Here is a 16,503-nt window from a genome sequence, read left to right on the forward strand (position 1 = left end):
CGCCCTCACCTCATGTTCAGTTCGAGGTGAGCGTATAGCCAGCCCCCTGCGCGGGCTCAAGCTGTGGCCTGAGACCCAGAAGCGGCGCCACCCGGCCGATCAGTTCGGCTGCGACCGGCACCGCCGTCCAGCCAGCGGTGCGGCGCTTCTCGCCATAGGCCAGGATCGACGGCTCATCCAATGTCACCACCAGAACGTATTTCGGGTCCGAGGCCGGGAACAGGCTGGCAAAGGTTGCGATCACCTTGTCCTCGTAATAGCCGCCGCGCGGCTTGGGCTTGTCGGCGGTGCCGGTCTTGCCGCCCACCTGATAGCCCGGCACCTCTCCAAAGCTGGCGGTGCCGCTGGTGACCACCTTGCGCAGCATCGCCCGCGCCTGCCGGGCGGCGCTTTCCGACATCACCCGGGGGCCATATTGCGGGCCTTTCTGTTTCAGCACCGTCGGGCTTACATATTGCCCGCCATTGGCGATGGCGGCATAGCCCGCCGCCAGATGCATCGGGCTGGTCGAAAGACCATGGCCATAGGAAATGGTGACGGTGCTCAACTCGCCCCAATTCTTGGGCTTGAGCGGCTGTCCGCCCGAGGCCTCGACAATCTCGAACGGGGTCGGATCGAACATGCCCAGACTGTTGAGAAAGGCCTGCTGCCGCTCGGCTCCGATCTGAAGCGCAAGCCGCCCGGTGCCCCGGTTCGAGCTGTGCACGATCACGTCGGCGATGCTGATCTTGCCGTAATTCTTGTTGTTGAATTCGCCGATCGGAAACTTGCCGATCCGCATCGGCCCCGAGGTGTCGATGATGGTATCGGAATTGACCAACCCCAGATCGACCGCCTGCGCGGCAGTGAAGATCTTGAAGACCGAGCCCAGCTCGTACACCCCCTGCACATAACGGTTGAACAGCGGGCTGTCCGAAGGGTCAAAGCCGCTGGTGGGCGGGCGTGGCCGGTCATTGGGATCGAAGGAGGGCAAGGAAGAGGCGGCAACCACCTCGCCCGTATGCACATCCATCAGGACGGCCGAGGCGCCCTTGGCGCTCATGATCTTCATGCCGCCGTCCAGCACCTGCTCCATCGCCGCCTGCACCGTCAGATCAAGAGACAGCTGCAAGGGCTTGGTCCCGTTGGCCGGGTCACGCAGATAGCCGTCGAATTGCTTTTCGACACCGGCAACGCCAATCACTTCGGCGGCGTCCACCCCTTCGCGGCCGAACCCGGCACCACCCAGGACATGCGCGGCAAGCCGGCCATTGGGATAAAGCCGCATCTCACGCGGGCCAAACAGCAGGCCGGGGTCACCGATATCATGCACCGCCTGCTTCTGCTCGGGGCTAATGCGTTTCTTGATCCAGATGAACTTGCGCTTGCCGGTAAAGTCACGCACCAGCCGGTCGCGGTCCAGATCGGGGAAGATGCGGACCAGCCCCTCGGCGGCGGCGACGGGGTCGACCATCTGCGGCGGCTGGACATAAAGCGAATGGGTCTCGAAATTGGTGGCCAAGAGCCGCCCTTCGCGATCGACGATATCCGCGCGCTGCGCCGCGATGGTGGCCCCGGGGGCACTGGCCATCGGCTCCTGCGCCTCGGACGAGGCCAGCATGCCCATGCGGGCGCCGACCACCGAAAAGGCACAGAAGAAAAAGACACCCAGCACCAGCAGCCGCCCCTCGGCGCGGGCGCGCGAACGGTCCTGCATCTCTTCATGGCGCAGGCGAATGTTCTCGCGTTCGATCAGATCGGGGTTCTCACCCTTGGCACGGGCATGCAGGACACGGGCAAGCGGGCGCAGAGGGGTGCGGATCATGGCTGTTGCTCCGGCGGCAGGGTTCCGGCGTCCGAGAAATTCGACACGTCGATCCCGTTGATGATCGGCAGGGCGGGATCCTCGGCATACATGATTTCCGAGACCCGCCCGAACTGGTCGGCACGCATGGGCAACAGGCCCAGACGCTCGAAATTCAGGTCAGCAAGTTCGCGCAGGCGGTCGGGACGGTTGAGATAGGCCCATTCGGCGCGCAGCACGTTCAGCCGGACCTGTGCCTCGCCGATCTGGCGTTGCAGGCGCTGGGTATCCTTCAACACCTCCTGGGTGCGGTAATTCTCCTGATAGGCCCAGAGCGCCAGTCCCAGAACCGCCAGCGCGGTCAGCACATAGATCACACTTTTCACCGCGATCCCCCCCTGAGTTGCGGCATGCCGATGGATTTGGCGTCTACCGTACCGGCCGGCGCGTCGGTGCGGATCGCGACGCGCAGCTTGGCGGAGCGCGCGCGCGGGTTCTCGGCCAGTTCCTGATCATCGGGTCCGACGGCCTTGCGGGTCAGCAGCTCGAACCGCGGTGCGTCCTCGACGGTTTCAGGAGCATAGCGGTTGGCCCGCCCGCTGCGCCCGGCCCGCGCCTGAAGGAAGCGCTTGACCATCCGGTCCTCGATGGAATGAAAGGTGACAACCGCCAGCTTGCCGCCGGGCTTCAGCGCCCGCTCGGCCGCCATCAGCCCTTCGAACAATTCGTCGTATTCGGCATTCACCGCGATGCGCAGCGCCTGAAAGCTGCGGGTGGCGGGATGCGACTGTCCCGGCTTGGGCCGGGGCAGACAGCTTTCGACGATGGCGGCCAGTTGCAGAGTCGTCTCGATCGGCGCGTCGGCTCGCGCCTTGACGATGGCCCGCGCGATGCGGCGGCTGGCGCGCTCTTCGCCATAATGAAACAGGATATCGGCCAGTTCGGCCTCGGTCGCGGTATTGACCAGATCGGCGGCACTCGGCCCCTCCTGGCTCATCCGCATGTCGAGGGGGCCATCCTTCATGAAGGAAAACCCGCGCTCGGCGAGGTCAAGCTGCATCGAGGAGACCCCGAGATCGAGCACAACTCCATCCAGATCGCTGGCATATTCGTCCATGCGGGAAAACACGCCCTGCTGCATCACCAGCCGGTCGCCATATTCACCGGCCCAATCCGCCGCCAGTTCAAAGGCCAGCGGATCGCGGTCCACCGCGATGACGCGGTCAGCCCCGGCGGCCAGCAGGCCGCGGGTATAGCCACCAGCACCGAATGTACCGTCCAGCCAGACCCCCGACACCGGCGCAACCGCCGCCAGAAGCGGGCGCAGCAGAACGGGAATGTGAGGATCGTCGGGAGAGGGGGCAGCGGTTCCGGACATGACCTCAGCTGCCCCCGGCCCCGTCGAGATACTGCATCGGATCGAAATCCTCGGGCAGCTCGTCCAGCCATTCCTCGGCGGCGGCCAGCTCTTCCTCTTCATAGGTGGCCGGGTTCCAGATCTGGAACGTATCACCCGCCGCGATAAAGAAGGCCTCGTCGCCAAGCGCGATCTTGGTGCGCAGCTTCGCGGGCAACACCAGGCGCCCGGTCTCGTCGACGCTGGTGGGAAAGGACTGACCGTGGAACATGCGCTGAAGCATCTTGCGTTCCATCGAGCCGCGCGGCAGCGCGTCGATCTTGGCATCGACCTCGTCGATCGCCTCCATCGTGTAGCATTCGAGGAACTTGCGACGGTGATCGCCATAGACGATCACCAACTCGGGATTGCCACCGGATTGCCAGTTAGGGTCGCCCGCCTCCAGAACACGGCGAAACGAGGCGGGAATGGACACCCGCCCCTTGCTGTCAACCTTATGGTTGCTTTCGCCTCTGAACCTGCGCGCCAAGCCGACTGTCCCTTTCGCCTGCGCCCCCGTTGAATTTCCGCCCCCAGAAACGTGAAAACGGCGGGTTGATCTGCTGCCACTGATCAACCCGCCGCCTTAGCCCGCTTTGCGGGGTGTCCGACTGCGCGCGCCACCTGGGGGGATGTCTGCTCGCTCGCGCGCCGGATCTCTTGGTTCGATGAAAGCGAAGTGCCTGTATGAAACCTTGTTATTCTTGGTTGGGGTCGTTTGGTGCCCCTGTCGCCTCGTCCTCATCGGATGAACAAGGGATGCCATGGGAAATTATGGAAATCAACACCAATCTATGGACATACAGCAGGGCGCTATTTGAACGAAGCAGGAACACATCAGAAGGATCGAGCGCTCACACACGACATACAGACAGAGAGTTGCACGGAACAACTATATATGGACATATTTGCTCCATCCCAAAATTTCCCCCGATTTCCCAAAAAAAATTCTACATCTAGCGATACTCATCCCTATGTTTTCTTTTTGTTCTCAATCCCGACCGCGAATCACGCCCCGCCTCCCATGAAATGGAGATCACGTCGGCGACCAGATACATCCGTCCCACGATTTCCCATATCCGCCGGTCAAATCGGCAACCACTCAAGATCGCCCAGCCGCGAGTCAGCGCGGCAGCGGCAGCGTCCGTTTTTTTTCGTGCTCAAAATAAAATCACGTTGCGTAAGTCTCAGACGTTCGCTCTTGAGTGGTTCTCGACCGAAAAAGAGCGGCCAAATGCGTCGGATCAGAAAACCTCAATAAAATATGGCGCTTTTAGCGATTCTCGAACTTATCCAAGCAATCTATGCACTTGCTGCATAGCAGCATTGAATCGAAGAGCTATTGTGCACCTGCAGCAATCGCCTATCTTCAGCCTCAAGCAAGCGCCACAACACGGTGCGGACGAAACGGATACGGATGAGAACGATGGCTGTGACAAGCGAACATAGCACCCTGAAAGGCCACCACGGTCTTGGCGTTCTGGCGCTGATCGAGGCCGCGCGGAGCCGGTTTGCCGAGCATCGCATCTATCGCCAGACGGTGAACGAACTGTCGGCGCTTTCGGGACGGGAACTGGCCGATCTGGGCCTGCACCGGTCGATGATCAAGCGTGTCGCCATGCAGGCGGCCAAGGACTACACGGCGCGCTGAGCGCCACGAATTTTCGGGATCAGGCCCTTCTCCTCCTCCCTAGGGCCTGAGACGACGCGGCGGCATCCTCCTCCTCCCTGATGCCGCCGCACTAATACCGGCAAAGACAGCCGGACGCGGATACACCGGGCTCTCCTCCTCCCTGTCCGGTGTAGAAAGCGCGCGGCGGTGCTCTCCTCCTCCCTGCACCGCCGCGACCCTCATACCGGGCGTCGATCCCGGGTTCGGATACATCGGGGCTTCTCCTCCTCCCTGCCCGGATGTTGCAATGAACGGCGGTGCCCCCTCCTCCTCCCTGGGCGCCGTCGTTTTTTGTGTGAACGGCCGGCATGTCGCGGACAAAGGCACCCTGTGACGCATTCCGACGCTTCGACAATCTCGGTTGCTGGTTCTATCCTGAGCAGGAAGACCCCATATCGAGGCGCATCAGCATGAAATTCATCCACCTGAGCGACATCCACCTGATGCCCCCGGGCCAGAGCCTGAGCGGCAGCGATCCCATCGAAAAACTGTCAAAGGTGCTTGAGGACATCGCCACATGGCATTGCGATGCCGAATTCTGCGTCATCTCGGGCGATCTCGCCGATCTGGGGGACAGGGAGTGCTACGAGTGGCTGCGCGAGCGGCTGGCGCATTTCCCGGTTCCGGTCTTCCTGATGCTGGGCAATCATGACGTGCGCGAGACTTTCCTGAGCGTCTTTCCCGACCATCCGCGCGATGCAAACGGGTTCATCCAACATGGCCATACGGCTGGCGGCGCCCGGTTTCTGTTCCTCGACACGCTGACCGGCGGACCGGATATCCATGACGGAGAGCTGTGCGACGACCGGCTGGCCTGGTTGGCGGCCGAGCTTGAACGGGCGGGCGACATGCCGGTCTATGTGTTCCTGCATCACCCGCCCTTTGACATCGCGATTCCCTATGTCGACGAGATCAAGCTGCGCCAGCCCGACGCGTTCCACGCCACATTGCAGGCAGGACGCAACATCCGCCACGTCTTCTATGGTCACGTACACCGCACCACCTATGTGAACTGGCGCGGCTATCCGTTCACTTCGCTGCCCAGCACCAACCACCAGGTGCCGCTGATCCCCGAGCGTGAGGGGCAGGAACACAGCGCCGAGCCGCTGGCCTATGGCGTTGCCACCATCGAGGGCGATCAGTTCACCCTGCATGTGGACAGTTACCTGGGCAAGCCCGGCGCCTAGATGGAACTTGTGTGGATCCTGATGGTCCTGCTGTCGGCGGTGACCCATCCGTTGCGGGATCTGACGCTGAAGGGGGTGGCCCATCCGGTCTCCTGCTATACCGGCGTCTGCCTGTCCTGGATGGTCTTTGCCGGGGCACATATGGCGCTTAGCGGACAGGGTCCCGCCCTGCCCGCGCGGGTCTGGCCGCTGGTGGCGGTCTCTGCGCTGGGGCTGACGGTCTATTACTACGGCACCCTGTCGGCGCTGCGGCGCGGCAACCTGTCGGCCTATTACCCGATCGTGCGCTCCTCTCCGCTCGCAATCGCCGCGATCAGCTGGCTGGCATCCGGGCAGAGCTATTCCTGGGCGGCGTTGTCGGGCATGGCGCTGATCATCCTGTCCGGGCTGATGATCCAGCGGGGCAACGGGCGGCTGCTGGACGATCCGCGCGCCTTTGCCATGGCGCTGTTGGCCATGCTGGGGTCGGCCGCCTATTCGATCTCGGACGCCACCGCGATGCAGGACACCACCAGCGCGCCCTTCCTGTTCTGGACCTATGCGCTGGTTACGCTGGCGATGGCGGCACTGCGCGCGTGGGAGGATCGGGGCACCTCGGCGCCGCTTTTGGGGGTGGTGCGTGGATGGGCGCAAAACCCCTGGCGCATCCTGTTTGCCGGGCTGTCCTCTTACCTGTCCTATCTGCTGATCCTGCGGGTCTTCCAGCTGGGCGCCGAGGCGGCGGCAGTCAGCGCGGTCCGGCAGGTGTCGATCCCGGTTTCGGTAATTCTGGCAGCGCTGGTACTGAAAGAGCCGCGCGGCCTGCACCGCCTGGGCTGGGCGGTGCTGATCGCCATCGGCATCGCGATGATCGCGCTGCAATAGGCAGCAGACCGCACGCGACTAGAACGGCACGTCGTCCTTTGCGGACAGAAAACGGGCCACGACCTTCTTGAGGCCCGCCTTGTCGAAATCGACTTCGACCTTGTCGCCCTCGATGCCGATCACCTGTCCATAGCCGAATTTCTGATGAAAGACGCGCTCGCCCAGTGTGAAACTGGCCACCGCGTTGAGGTCGATCACCGTGGTGCGGCTTTCGCGCGGTTGCGACAGACCATGTTGCCCCTGCCGCGCCTGAAGTCGCTTCCACCCCGGGGAGTTATAGCCATCCGCCGCCGCCGCGCGGCTTTCGATGCCGGGGGAGGACATGCCACCGCCATAAAGGCCCGGAGGCGTCAGCACCTCGACATGATCCTCGGGCAATTCGTCGATGAACCGCGAGGGCAGCGCGTTCTGCCACTGGCCGAACACCCGCCGGTTGGCGGCAAAGGAGATGGTACAGACCTCTTCGGCGCGGGTGATGCCCACATAGGCCAGCCGCCGCTCCTCTTCGAGCCCCTTGAGGCCGCTTTCATCCATCGAGCGTTGCGAAGGGAACAGCCCGTCCTCCCACCCCGGCAGGAAGACGGCGGGAAATTCCAACCCCTTGGCCGCGTGCAGCGTCATGATCGAGACCTTGGCCCCGCCGCTGTCCTGCTCGTTGTCCATCACCAGGCTGACATGTTCTAGAAACCCTTGCAGGTTCTCGAAATTGTCGAGCTGGTTGACCAGTTCCTTGAGGTTTTCCAGCCGCCCCGGCGCCTCGGGCGTCTTGTCGTTCTGCCACATGGCGGTATAGCCGGACTCGTCCAGGATCACCTGCGCCAATTCGATATGCGACATTTCGGGCGCACCGAATTGCATCGGGGCGGTGTCATCGTCCACAACCGACTCGTCGTCGATCTCGATCCGCGGGCCGCGCGTCAGGGCAGCCCAGCGGGCCAGACCGTCGGTCAACTCGCCCAGCGCCTTGCCGCCCTTCCCCTTGATCAGGCCGTTCTCCACCGCGATCCGGGCACCTTCGACCAGCGACACCCCGTTTTCGCGCGCAACCGCGCGAATGGCCTGCTGCGCCTTGTCGCCAAGGCCGCGCTTTGGCGTGTTCACGATCCGCTCAAAGGCCAGATCGTCCTCGGGGCTGGTGACCAGCCGGAAATAGGCCATGGCATCGCGGATCTCCATCCGCTCGTAGAAACGCGGGCCGCCGATCACCTTGTAAGGCAGGCCGATGGTCAGGAACCGGTCCTCGAACGCGCGCATCTGATGCGCCGCGCGCACCAGGATCGCCATTTCATCCAGCGAGACCGGCCGCACGCCCCTTGTGCCGCCCTGCATCGCCTCGATCTCTTCGCCGATCCAGCGCGCCTCTTCCTCGCCATCCCAATGGCCGATCAGGCGGACCTTCTCTCCCTCCTGCGCATCGGTCCACAGCTCCTTGCCCAATCGTCCCTCGTTGCCGCGAATGACGTTGGACGCCGCCGCAAGGATATGCGGGGTCGAGCGATAGTTCTGTTCCAGCCGCACCACATGGGCACCGGGAAAATCCTTTTCGAACCGCAGGATATTGCCCACTTCGGCACCGCGCCAGCCATAGATCGACTGGTCGTCATCGCCCACGCAACAGATGTTGCGATGCCCGCCCGCCAGCAGCCGCAGCCACAGATACTGGGCGATATTGGTATCCTGGTACTCGTCCACCAGCACATAGCGGAACCAGCGCTGATACTGTTCCAGCACATCCGGGTGGGTCTGGAAAATTGTGACCATATGCAGCAGCAGGTCGCCGAAATCGACCGCGTTCAGCTCGCGCAGGCGGGTCTGGTACTGGGCATACAGTTCGGGCCCGCGATGGTTATAGGCACCGGCCTCGGCAGCGGGCAGCTTGTCGGGCGTCAGCGCCTTGTTCTTCCAGCCGTCGATGATATTGGCCAAGAGCCGCGCGGGCCAGCGCTTGTCGTCGATATTGGAAGCCTGCACCAGCTGCTTGAGCAGGCGCAGCTGGTCGTCGGTGTCGAGAATGGTGAAGTTCGACTTCAGGTCGACCAGTTCCGCATGCCGGCGCAGCAGCTTGACACAGATCGAATGGAAGGTGCCCAGCCAGGGCATGCCCTCGGCCGGTTGCCCCAGCATGCGGCCGACGCGGGTCTTCATCTCGCGCGCGGCCTTGTTGGTAAAGGTCACGGCCAGAATCTCGTTGGGCCGGGCACGGCCCGTCATCAGCAGATGCACGATGCGCGCAGTCAGCGCCTTGGTCTTGCCGGTGCCCGCGCCCGCCAACATCAGGACGGGACCGTCCAAACGCTCCACCGCCTCGCGCTGAGCGGGGTTGAGGTCGTCCAGATACGGCGTGGGGCGCGCCGCCATGGCGCGCGCGGAAAGCGAGACGCCTTCAAAGGCGTCCATGTCGTCATAACTGCTCATGGGGGCAAATTACGCCGGAACGGGGCCGAGGGAAAGGGTTTGTTCACGGCTTGTTCACAGGTTATTTCGGTTCTCCATCACGTTTTGCAGCAAGTTTAACGATTTTGGCGGAGCGCCGGGGGAATCTGTTAACGGCTTTGTAAACTCGCGCACCCAGCCTTGAGACGGTTTGGGCGAGCGCGGGAGAGAAGCTTGGGACACAGGGCCTCCGTCAGTTGGCAACTAAGATGGGTCGGCCTGGCCCTGTTTCTGAGCGCGATGGTGGGTGTTGCCGCCTGGTCGGTGTTTCGCCTGCCCACCCCGGTCGTCGACCGGATGATCGAGTCCGATATCCGCAAACAGGCGCAGCTGTGGACCCGCGGGATCACGATGCATCTGGAGCATCTGCCCGAGATCTTTGCCAGCGGCGAGCTTGACGAACATGACATCGAATTTCTGATGTTGATGCCCAGTACCTCGGATGCCTACCGGCTCAAGCTGCTGAACGCAGAGGGGCGGGTGATCTGGTCTACCCGCGGCGCCGAGCTCGGCACGCTTACCCCGGATGCCCCATTCTTTGACGTGGTGGCACGCGGAGGAACCCACTATTCTCTGGTCGAGCGACCGATTACCGAGGTTGACGGCTCCATGCCCGCCGCGCGGGAGGGACAGCAGGACGACGCGCGTTGTATCGCCGAGGTCTATACCCCGGTGATCGTGGACGGCCAGTTTCTGGGAGCGCTGAAATTCTATGCCGATGTCAGCGAGCGCCGGCAGACCTTTGCCACGCGGTTGCAACTGGTGCTGGCGGCGCTCAGCAGCTTTGCCCTGTTGACCATGTGCGCAACGATGCTGGTGATCTACCGCACCAACCGCGCCCGTTTCGCGGCGCTGCAATCGCGCACGGCGACCGAGCGCTCGCTGATGGACGAACAGTTGCGGCTGGCGCGCGAGGTGCGTCTTCTGGGCGAGTTGAACGAATGGCTGCAGTCGTGTCGCGCGCTGGAAGAGCTGTTCGCGATGGTGTCCCGTTTCATGGAGCATATCCTGCCTGATGCCGAGGGAAGTCTTTATGTCTATTCCAACTCTCGCGATGTGCTGGATGGCAGCGCTGGCTGGAACGGCGGGGTGTTCAAGGATCACATCCACCCCGAGGCCTGCTGGGGCCTGCGCCGCGGGCGGTCGTATGAATACGGCGCCTCCGAGGTGGATTTCGTCTGCGACCATGCCGAACCGCATGACGGGCGGCCCTATTTCTGCTTTCCGATCCTAGCTCATGGCGAAACCGTCGGGCTGATGCATCTGCGGGCGCGGGCCGGGGCCGAGGCGGATTTCTCGACCAGCAAGCGGTTGGCACAGATGTGCGCCGAACAGATCAGCATGGCGATTGCAAACGTGCGGATGCGCGACCAGTTGCACGACCAGTCGGTGCGCGACCCGCTGACGGGCCTGTTCAACCGGCGCCACCTGACCGAGACCCTGCGCAAGCAGCTGCTGCATTGCCAGACCCGTGGTGGCAGGCTCAGCCTGATCGCGGTCGACGTGGATCATTTCAAGAAGTTCAACGATATTCATGGCCACGATGCCGGCGACATGGTGCTGCGCGCGGTCGGAGCAGCATTGGAACAGGCCTGCGACCGGGACGAGGTGGCCTGTCGCATCGGCGGTGAGGAGTTCATGCTGGTGCTTCCCGACTGCACACCCGACGATGTGATGACACGCGCTGAATTGCTGCGCCAGTCGGTCGAAGAGGTCACCGTCCGCTATGGCGAAAAGACCCTGCCGCGCGTAACCATCTCGGCCGGGGTGGCGCATTACCCCCGCCACGGAACCATGCCACAGGACCTGATGCGCGCCGCGGATGACGCGCTATACGAGGCCAAGGGAATGGGGCGCAATCAGGTGCGGGTGGCGCAATCCGCCGGTGCCGATCAGCGCGAACCGTCCGAACCGAAACCCGCAAAGACAGCCGCGCCCCCTGACGATCCACCTCGGGCAGAGGGGAGTTTTGCCGCGGAATAGACCGGGGGCGGGTGACCACCCGCCCCGCCGCAGCGCAGAAAAATCTTGGGCAAATGGCATATCCGGGACTAGACTTTTCCCTAACGTCACCCATTAATGCGCCGCATGGATTTGCACAGTGCGTTTCCCGGTATCATGGACCTGAAATGGCGTGCCAAGCGGCGCCTGCCTCGCTTCGTCTGGGAGTATCTGGACAGCGGTACCGGGGTCGAGGCCACCAAGGCCCGCAACCGGGCGGCGCTTGATCGCATCGGGTTTCTGCCCTCGGTCCTGCATGGCCCGCTCGAACATGATCTGACCACGACGCTCCTCGGCATGACCTACGACCTGCCCTTTGGCATTGCCCCCGTGGGGATGTCCGGTCTGATCTGGCCCGATGCCGAAGGCCATCTGGCCCGCGCCGCCGCCCGCGCCAACATTCCCTATTGCCTGTCCACCGTCGCGGCGCAAAGCCCAGAGGACCTCGCCCCCCATATCGGGCCGCAGGCCTGGTTCCAGCTCTACCCGCCCAAGGACCCGGATATCCGCCGCGACCTGGTCGAGCGGGCGCGGCAGGCCGGGTTCAAGACGCTGGTCCTGACGGTTGATGTGCCGGTCGCCTCGCGCCGCGAGCGGCAGGTCCGTTCGGGCCTGACCCAGCCACCGAAACTGACCCCCCGCCTGCTGGCACAGGTGGCCATGCGCCCGGCCTGGGCAATGGGCATGGCCCGCAGCGGCATGCCGCATATGCGCACGCTGGACAAATACAGCCAGGGTCTGACCAATCTGCCACCCACCGCGCATATCGGCTATCTGTTGCGCACCTCACCCACCGAGGATTACGTGGCCTGGCTGCGCGATGCCTGGCAGGGGCCGTTTGTCGTCAAAGGCGTCCTGCGCCCCGAGGATGGCGAACGGATGGAGCGTCTGGGCGTCGATGCGCTCTGGGTTTCGAACCATGCCGGGCGCCAGTTCGACGGTGCCCCGGGCGCGGCCGAGATGTTGCCGCAGATCCGCGCCGCGACCAGTCTACCGCTGATCTTTGACAGCGGCGTCGAGGGTGGGCTCGATATCTTGCGCGCGCTGGCGCTGGGGGCCGATTTCGTGATGCTGGGCCGGGCCTTTCATTTCGCGCTGGCGGCACTTGGCCCGCAGGGCGTCGCCCACGCCATCGACATCCTGCAAAAGGACATCGAATCGAACCTGGGCCAACTGGGCGCCGCGCGCGCCAGCGACTTGCCGCCCACCCGCCCCCTGAGCGCCGCACAGTGACCCTCTCCGCACCCGGTCATATCGAAATGCGGCGGATGCGAGCGATAACATGCCGGTTCTACCCAGAACTACCAATATCACTGCGGCTATTGTCCGCGTAAACCCCACTGCCAACTGACCAATTACCGGGACCTGCCATGACCGAATTCAAGAAGATCCTGATTGCCAACCGGGGCGAGATCGCCATCCGCGTGATGCGCGCCGCCAACGAGATGGGCAAGAAGACGGTTGCCGTCTATGCCGAAGAGGACAAGCTGGGCCTGCACCGGTTCAAGGCTGACGAGGCTTATCGCATCGGCGAGGGCTTGGGGCCTGTGGCGGCCTATCTCTCGATCCCCGAGATAATCCGGGTGGCCAAGGAAAGCGGCGCCGATGCGATCCATCCGGGCTATGGCCTGCTCAGCGAGAACCCTGATTTCGTCGATGCCTGCGTCAAGAACGGCATCACCTTCATCGGGCCGCGCGCCGAGACCATGCGCGCGCTGGGGGACAAGGCAAGCGCCCGCAAGGTGGCCATTGCCGCCGGTGTTCCGGTGATCCCCGCGACCGAGGTTCTGGGCGACGACATGGATGCGATCCGCGCCGAGGCCGCCGAGATCGGCTATCCGTTGATGCTCAAAGCCTCGTGGGGCGGCGGCGGCCGCGGCATGCGCCCGATCCACAGCGAAAAGGAACTGGCCGAAAAGGTCATGGAAGGCCGCCGCGAGGCCGAGGCCGCATTCGGCAATGGCGAGGGCTATCTGGAAAAGATGATCATCCGCGCCCGCCATGTCGAGGTGCAGATCCTGGGCGACAAGCATGGCGAGATCTATCACCTGTGGGAGCGCGACTGCTCGGTTCAGCGCCGCAACCAGAAGGTGGTCGAACGCGCCCCCGCCCCCTATCTGAGCCAGGCCCAGCGCGAGGAACTTTGCGAGCTTGGCCGCCGCATCTGCGCCCATGTGAACTATGAATGCGCCGGTACCGTCGAATTCCTGATGGATATGGACAGCGGCAAGTTCTACTTCATCGAAGTCAACCCGCGTGTGCAGGTCGAACATACGGTGACCGAAGAGGTGACCGGCATCGACATCGTGCAAGCCCAGATCCTGATCGCCGAGGGCAAACCGCTGGCCGAGGCCACCGGCAAGGCCAGCCAGGACGAGATCGCGCTGAACGGCCACGCGTTGCAGACCCGGATCACCACCGAGGATCCGCTCAACAACTTCATTCCCGATTACGGCCGCATCACCGCCTATCGCTCGGCCACCGGCATGGGCATCCGGCTGGATGGCGGCACGGCTTACGCGGGCGGCGTGATCACGCGCTATTACGACTCGCTCTTGACCAAGGTCACCGCCTGGGCGCCAACCCCGGAAAAGGCCATCGCCCGGATGGACCGCGCCCTGCGCGAATTCCGCATCCGCGGGGTCAGCACCAATATCGCCTTTGTCGAGAACCTGCTGAAACACCCGACCTTCCTGTCGAATGAATACACCACCAAGTTCATCGACACGACGCCGGACCTGTTCCAGTTCAAGAAGCGCCGCGACCGGGGCACCAAGGTGCTGACCTATATCGCCGATATCACGGTGAACGGGCATCCCGAGACCCGCGACCGCCCGATGCCCGCCGCCGAGGCCCGCATGCCGAAGCCACCCGCCAAGCGGGGCGAACCCCGCATGGGCACCCGCAACCTGCTGGAGCAGAAGGGCCCGCAAGCGGTGGCCGACTGGATGAAGGCGCAGCGCCAGCTGCTGATCACCGACACCACCATGCGCGATGGCCACCAGTCGCTGCTGGCAACCCGGATGCGCTCGATCGACATGATCCGGGTGGCACCCACCTATGCCGCCAACCTGCCGCAACTGTTCAGCGTCGAATGCTGGGGCGGTGCGACCTTTGACGTGGCTTACCGCTTCCTTCAGGAATGCCCGTGGCAGCGCCTGCGCGACCTGCGCGAGGCGATGCCCAACCTGATGACCCAGATGCTGCTGCGCGGCGCCAACGGGGTGGGCTATACCAACTATCCCGACAACGTGGTGCGCGAATTCGTGCGCCAGGCGGCGACCGGCATCGACGTGTTCCGCGTCTTCGACAGCCTGAACTGGGTCGAAAACATGCGCGTCGCCATGGATGCGGTGGTCGAGCAGAACAAGATCTGCGAAGGCACGATCTGTTACACCGGCGATATCCTGAACCCCGAACGCGCCAAGTATGACCTCAAATACTATGTGGCGATGGGCAAGCAGCTGCGTGACGCGGGCGCCCATGTGCTGGGGCTCAAGGACATGGCGGGCCTGTTGAAACCCGCGGCCGCCAAGGTGCTGATCCGCGCCCTCAAGGAAGAGGTGGGTCTGCCCATCCACTTCCACACACACGACACCGCCGGCATCGCTTGCGCCACCATCCTTGCCGCGTCTGAGGCCGGGGTGGACGCGGTCGATTGCGCGATGGACAGCTTCTCGGGCAATACCAGCCAGGCGACGCTGGGTACCGTGGTCGAGGCGCTGCGCCATACCGACCGCGACACCGGGCTGGACGTCAAGGCGATCCGCGAGATCAGCGACTATTTCGAGGCGGTGCGCGGGCAATACGCGGCCTTCGAAAGCGGGCTTCAGGCCCCTGCCTCCGAGGTCTATTTGCACGAGATGCCCGGCGGCCAGTTCACCAACCTCAAGGCGCAGGCGCGCTCCATGGGGCTGGAAGAGCGCTGGCATGAGGTGGCGCAGATGTATGCCGACGTGAACCAGATGTTCGGCGATATCGTCAAGGTCACGCCCAGTTCCAAGGTTGTGGGCGACATGGCGCTGATGATGGTCAGCCAGGGCCTGACCCGCGCCCAGGTCGAGGACCCGAAGAGCGACGTGGCCTTCCCGGATTCGGTCATCGACATGATGCGCGGCAATCTGGGCCAGCCGCCGGGCGGTTTCCCCACCGCGATCCTGTCCAAGGTTCTGAAGGGAGAGGCGCCCAACACCGAGCGCCCGGGCGCGCATCTGCCGCCCGTCGATCTGGAAGCGGTCCGCGCCCAGGTGTCCAAGGAGCTTGAGGGCAAGGAGGTCGATGACGAGGACCTGAACGGCTATCTCATGTATCCCAAGGTGTTCATGGATTACATGGGCCGCCACCGCCAATACGGCCCCGTCCGCACCCTGCCCACACGCACCTTCTTTTACGGGATGGAGCCGGGCGAGGAGATCGCCGCCGAGATCGACCCCGGCAAGACGCTGGAAATCCGCTGCCAGGCCATCGGCGAAACCGATGAGAATGGCGAGGTCAAGGTGTTCTTTGAACTCAACGGCCAGCCCCGCGTGATCCGGGTGCCGAACCGGCTGGTGAAATCCACCACCATGCAGCGGCCCAAGGCCGAGCCGGGCAATGCCAACCACCTGGGTGCGCCGATGCCCGGCGTGGTGGCCACCGTCGCGGTGCAGGCCGGGCAACAGGTCAAGGCGGGCGATCTGCTGTTGACCATCGAGGCGATGAAGATGGAGACCGGCATCCACGCCGAGCGGGACGCTACCGTCAAGGCCGTGCATGTCCAGCCCGGCGGCCAGATCGACGCCAAGGACCTTCTGGTCGAACTGGAATAGGCCCGAGGCCCATCCCGACACACAGGCCGCGCCCCCAACCGGGCGCGGCTTTTTCATACCTGCCCCTGCCCGTGCCACGGCCCGGAAAATGGGGCAAAGAATTTTCCGCCCCGCCCGCATTTTCCTCTTGCAGGCATCGGCAGTAGTTTATATCTCCCTCCTCACTCAAACGGGGCGGGCGTAGCTCAGGGGTAGAGCATTACCTTGCCAAGGTAAGGGTCGTGAGTTCGAATCTCATCGCCCGCTCCAGATTGAGACCTCAGGCCGGATGGCCAAACGGATGCGGGCGTAGCTCAGGGGTAGAGCATTACCTTGCCAAGGTAAGGGTCGTGAGTTCGAATCTCATCGCCCGCTCCAGA

The 16,503-nt window shown here is 63.7% G+C and carries 11 protein-coding genes and 2 tRNA genes; 8 read left to right on the forward strand and 5 right to left on the reverse strand.

Annotation, left to right across the window (positions count from 1 at the left end; all coding sequences use genetic code 11):
* Nucleotides 1–16 precede the first annotated feature (16 nt).
* Genes MB818_RS08855 through mraZ form a run of 4 tightly spaced genes read right to left on the reverse strand, consistent with a single transcriptional unit; the run spans nt 17 to nt 3,669 of the window.
* Nucleotides 17–1,804 carry a peptidoglycan D,D-transpeptidase FtsI family protein gene (locus MB818_RS08855; protein WP_238904837.1) on the reverse strand — a complete coding sequence of 596 codons (1,788 nt, stop codon included), beginning with the start codon at nt 1,802–1,804 and terminating at the stop codon, nt 17–19.
* A complete protein-coding gene (gene ftsL, locus MB818_RS08860; protein WP_234137705.1) occupies nt 1,801–2,169 on the reverse strand; it encodes a cell division protein FtsL in 369 nt (122 codons plus the stop codon). The genes MB818_RS08855 and ftsL overlap by 4 nt, the downstream gene beginning before the upstream one ends.
* Nucleotides 2,166–3,161, reverse strand: a complete 996-nt coding sequence (gene rsmH / locus MB818_RS08865) for a 16S rRNA (cytosine(1402)-N(4))-methyltransferase RsmH (protein WP_238904840.1) — start codon at nt 3,159–3,161, stop codon at nt 2,166–2,168. Before rsmH ends, ftsL begins: the two co-directional genes overlap by 4 nt.
* A 4-nt stretch (nt 3,162–3,165) precedes the next feature.
* Nucleotides 3,166–3,669: a division/cell wall cluster transcriptional repressor MraZ gene (gene mraZ / locus MB818_RS08870; protein WP_234137703.1), complete on the reverse strand. Its 504-nt coding sequence runs from the start codon at nt 3,667–3,669 to the stop codon at nt 3,166–3,168.
* Between the two features lie 936 nt (nt 3,670–4,605).
* Between mraZ and MB818_RS08875 the strand changes: the two genes are divergently transcribed.
* The 3 genes from MB818_RS08875 (at nt 4,606) to MB818_RS08885 (ending at nt 6,902) form a co-directional block, all read left to right on the forward strand.
* Nucleotides 4,606–4,830 carry a DUF1127 domain-containing protein gene (locus MB818_RS08875; RefSeq protein ID WP_234137702.1) on the forward strand — a complete coding sequence of 75 codons (225 nt, stop codon included), beginning with the start codon at nt 4,606–4,608 and terminating at the stop codon, nt 4,828–4,830.
* A gap of 431 nt (nt 4,831–5,261) precedes the next feature.
* The gene (locus MB818_RS08880) at nt 5,262–6,038 is read left to right on the forward strand and encodes a phosphodiesterase (RefSeq protein WP_234163000.1); all 777 of its coding nucleotides are present in this window, start codon (nt 5,262–5,264) and stop codon (nt 6,036–6,038) included.
* The gene (locus MB818_RS08885) at nt 6,039–6,902 is read left to right on the forward strand and encodes an EamA family transporter (protein WP_234177114.1); all 864 of its coding nucleotides are present in this window, start codon (nt 6,039–6,041) and stop codon (nt 6,900–6,902) included.
* An 18-nt stretch (nt 6,903–6,920) separates the two neighbouring features.
* Here the strand turns inward: MB818_RS08885 and MB818_RS08890 are convergent, their stop codons facing one another.
* Entirely contained in the window at nt 6,921–9,317 is a 2,397-nt protein-coding gene (locus MB818_RS08890; RefSeq protein WP_234143350.1) for an ATP-dependent helicase, read from the reverse strand.
* A 258-nt stretch (nt 9,318–9,575) separates the two neighbouring features.
* On the opposite strand from MB818_RS08890, the gene MB818_RS08895 reads away from it, so the two are divergent.
* From MB818_RS08895 to MB818_RS08915, 5 genes are all read left to right on the forward strand, one after another.
* Entirely contained in the window at nt 9,576–11,318 is a 1,743-nt protein-coding gene (locus MB818_RS08895; RefSeq protein ID WP_238904859.1) for a sensor domain-containing diguanylate cyclase, read from the forward strand.
* 105 nt (nt 11,319–11,423) lie between these two features.
* Nucleotides 11,424–12,569 (forward strand): alpha-hydroxy acid oxidase, encoded by a 1,146-nt coding sequence (locus MB818_RS08900; protein ID WP_238904843.1) that lies wholly within the window; start codon nt 11,424–11,426, stop codon nt 12,567–12,569.
* 137 nt (nt 12,570–12,706) lie between these two features.
* Nucleotides 12,707–16,144, forward strand: a complete 3,438-nt coding sequence (locus tag MB818_RS08905; RefSeq protein ID WP_238904846.1) for a pyruvate carboxylase — start codon at nt 12,707–12,709, stop codon at nt 16,142–16,144.
* A 174-nt stretch (nt 16,145–16,318) separates the two neighbouring features.
* A tRNA-Gly gene (locus MB818_RS08910) sits at nt 16,319–16,393 on the forward strand.
* Nucleotides 16,394–16,426: 33 nt separating this feature from the next.
* Nucleotides 16,427–16,501: transfer RNA gene (locus MB818_RS08915), tRNA-Gly, on the forward strand.
* Nucleotides 16,502–16,503: the final 2 nt, after the last annotated feature.

The organism is Ruegeria alba, assembly GCF_022321465.1.
GTDB classification, from domain to species: Bacteria; Pseudomonadota; Alphaproteobacteria; order Rhodobacterales; family Rhodobacteraceae; genus Ruegeria_B; species Ruegeria_B alba.